Origin of the sequence: Ruminococcus sp. (assembly GCF_017650195.1) — a bacterium.
In the GTDB taxonomy this organism is placed as follows: Bacteria; Bacillota; Clostridia; order Oscillospirales; family Ruminococcaceae; genus Ruminococcus.
In genome coordinates this window covers 1-3,195 of sequence record NZ_JAGCFH010000313.1, presented here as the reverse complement: position 1 = coordinate 3,195, position 3,195 = coordinate 1, and the positions used below count along the sequence as shown (strand labels likewise).

Annotated in this window: 3 protein-coding genes; all 3 read left to right on the top strand. The window is 42.9% G+C overall.

The window, feature by feature from the left end:
- The first annotated feature begins 58 nt into the window (after positions 1-58).
- The 3 genes from J6U00_RS14040 to J6U00_RS14030 all read left to right on the top strand — a co-directional run bounded on the left by J6U00_RS14040 (position 59) and on the right by J6U00_RS14030 (position 2,843).
- Positions 59-673, top strand: coding sequence for a hypothetical protein (locus J6U00_RS14040; RefSeq protein WP_296582854.1), 615 nt, complete (start codon positions 59-61; stop codon positions 671-673).
- Between the two features lie 137 nt (positions 674-810).
- Positions 811-1,722 (top strand): NYN domain-containing protein, encoded by a 912-nt coding sequence (locus J6U00_RS14035; protein WP_296582852.1) that lies wholly within the window; start codon positions 811-813, stop codon positions 1,720-1,722.
- Positions 1,723-1,724: 2 nt separating this feature from the next.
- The gene (locus J6U00_RS14030; RefSeq protein WP_296582851.1) at positions 1,725-2,843 is read left to right on the top strand and encodes a transglutaminase domain-containing protein; all 1,119 of its coding nucleotides are present in this window, start codon (positions 1,725-1,727) and stop codon (positions 2,841-2,843) included.
- Positions 2,844-3,195: the final 352 nt, after the last annotated feature.

Sequence of the window (3,195 nt, the reverse complement as noted above, 5' to 3'; positions counted from 1 at the left end):
GATTTTTTATTTAAGATATACGGTATAAACAAGCATTGTCTGCGATCGGAGATAAGTTATGAGCCGAAGATATAATATGAAGAAAAACACAGTTAAGAGGGAATTCAGGAATATGAAAATACTCAAAGCTGTGGGAATTATAAAATGGATACTTGTTGCAGTAGCGGTAATATGCTGCATTTTGATACGCCTTTTTTACTGGTATGACCGTCCGGGTACTTTTATTGCCTTCGGAAGAGTAACACAGGTAATTATTGCGAATATAGCGGTATTTACTCTAGTGCCTGTGGTGTGCCTGAGCGCGCTGTTCTTTCTTGCAGAGAAAATTGCAAAGGGTGGAAATGGCATGGCTATAGTTGTGGTGACTACCCTTATCGTTCTGCTTTGCGGCGGTGCTGTGGCAGCTGTTGCCTTCAATAATAAAAACGCTTTTGAGATGATGTATCTGAACGAGTTCGATACTCCAGATGGGCGCAATACTCTTTATTATGTGGAGTCAAAGGGAGAGCGTAAACGCGTCATATACCGCAGGACGGGCAAATTCATTTATGAAAAGACTGTCTCCTACGATATTGCAGGAAAGAGCGAGGACTATATGCCTTCATACCACTGGGGAAAGGAAAGCTTCTCCGATGGAGAGAACGAGTATCCTTACTCGTCGTATAACGAATAATAACTATATTCTCATAATTCCGCACAAAGGCGCTAATAGGCTTTTGTGCGGAATTACTATATACAAAATTAAATAAAAATGTTATAATAAAAGTACTATCTGCCGTTTTGACGGCAAGACGCTACAGGAGTGAGAAAATGGAAAAGGAAATGCGATACGCTGTTCTGATCGACGCTGATAATGTGGCGGCGAAGTATACGAAATATATCCTCGACGAGGTGTCCAACTACGGTGTTGTTACCTATAAGAGGGTTTACGGTGACTGGACGAGACCAAATCTTGCCGGCTGGAAGAACATGGCTCTCGACAACGCTATCACGCCGGTACAGCAGTACAGCTATACCACTGGCAAGAATGCTACAGACTCAGCTATGATAATTGACGCTATGGATATTCTCTATTCACATAATATCGATGGCTTTTGCATAGTTTCCAGCGACAGCGATTTCACAAGACTTGCCATACGTCTGCGTGAATCGGGCATGCATGTTATAGGCATGGGCGAGCAGAAAACCCCAAAGCCCTTCAGTACAGCATGCAACGCTTTTAAGTATCTTGAGATACTGGCTGACGAGGAACTTCAAAGCTCAGGTGAAACCGAAAAACTTGAACTCAAGACACTTGAGACTGCTATCGTACGTATCATAACCGAAAACGCAAATTTGCAGGACGAGATAAATATAGGAGAGCTGGGTAGCAGACTTCTTAACCGTTATCCGGATTTCGATGTTAGAAACTACGGGTATTCAAAGTTCTCTCAGTTCCTTAAGGACTTTGAGTGCCTCAGCTTCAGACAGGTGGGTAGCAGTATCCTGGTTTCACAGAAATCCAGCATGACAGATCTTGAACGGATAGAAACAGCTCTTGCAGCGATAGTACGCACCAACGGGACAAAGGGCTATAATCTCGGAGAGCTCAAAAAGCAGCTTTGCGCGAAGATACCCGAATTTGACGTAAAGACTTTCGGCTACTCCAAGTTCAGCAAGTTCGTGGAGAATCTGCCGTCATTCAAAATAAAGAACAATACTGTTATGATATCGGAGAACTGACCTTGGTTAATAAAACTACGACAGTTACGATAATAGCTTCTTGTGCGATACTGGCGGGCGCAGCAGCCATGTATGTGCTGGATTCGGACTTGACGACCAAGATGCCCGACGATGCTGAATACTTGACATATGCGGAAGCGTCGGTCAGACCTATTTATAGTCAGCTCGATATGAAGGAAAAAGCAGTATATTCCTCCCTATTGAGAGGCATTGAGCAGGAGCAGGAAACTATAGCTCTTCCCATTGACGTCAAAGGTGAGGAATATGCAAAGGTGTACCGTATCCTTGAAAAGCAGGAGGGTGGCTTTTTTTATCTCGATTCCGTCTATTACGTTGGAAAACGCGTACGCGATGCAAAGATAGCATACAGAGAGAAAGGTGACAACAGTCTTAAACGTAAACAGCTGGAGGAAGTTGTGCAGGACGTTGTTGACGGAGCCCGGGAGCTTCGCGGCGATTATTATTTGGTGAGCTATATCAGTAACTATATAATTAATAACTGTAAATATACCGATGACATAGGCGAGGCTTACTCCTCCACCGCCTATGGCTGCCTTGTGGAAGGCAAAGCCAACTGCGAGGGCTATGCCAAGGCTTTCAATCTACTTGCTTCACAAATTGGATTGAGGAGTGTCCTTATAACCGGAACTACCGATACCGACGAAAATCACGCATGGAATCAGGTTTGCATAGGTGTAGACTGGTACAATATAGACGTTACGTGGTCGGATACCGATATTTACGGTGAAGTGAGGAGAGAGTATTTCTTACGCCCAGATTCTGATTTTTTAGACTCTCATAATCCTGATAATGAACTGTTTGAACCCTATATATGTATCAAGGATGACTGGAACTACTATAAGAGAAACGGCTTGTATGCCGCAACTGTTGCGGAAGCTGAGAGCATAGTGAAGCGCGAACTTGGCGCTGGAAGAAATACTATAGAGATAAAGTTCACCAGCTACGATATTTACGACAAATTCAGGACAATAATGAGCGACGAGAAAAGGGTTCTTTCTATTATAGAAAGCTCCGGAAGCAGCCTGAGTGGTTCTGTGTCAGTGTCGTTCAAGGAAAACCACGATGAGAAGCGGCTGACATTAACTTTCAGCGGGTCGTAAAATTAGACACAATTCGATTTGAAATAATAGTCAAGCTTGTTGATTATTCCGTGTTGACTTTGGGCTACCTGCGTGGTATAATAATTAAGTCGCCGCAAGAGAGCGAAAAACAGTGAGTCTGCGGGTGCAGCATGGATAAGCTCTTCTGAAGTGACAATAAAAAAATCTCAGAAAATTTTCAAAAAACTATTGACAAAGAAAATCTTCTGTGATATAATATTAAAGCTGTCTCGAGAAGAGATAGTGAACAGCATCTTGAAAATTGAACAATGCGAATAAAAAAGTAACGACCCTTGAGATTCCTTTCTGAGACTGGAAACAGTTGAGGAGAGAGAAGGTCAAGAAAAGACTG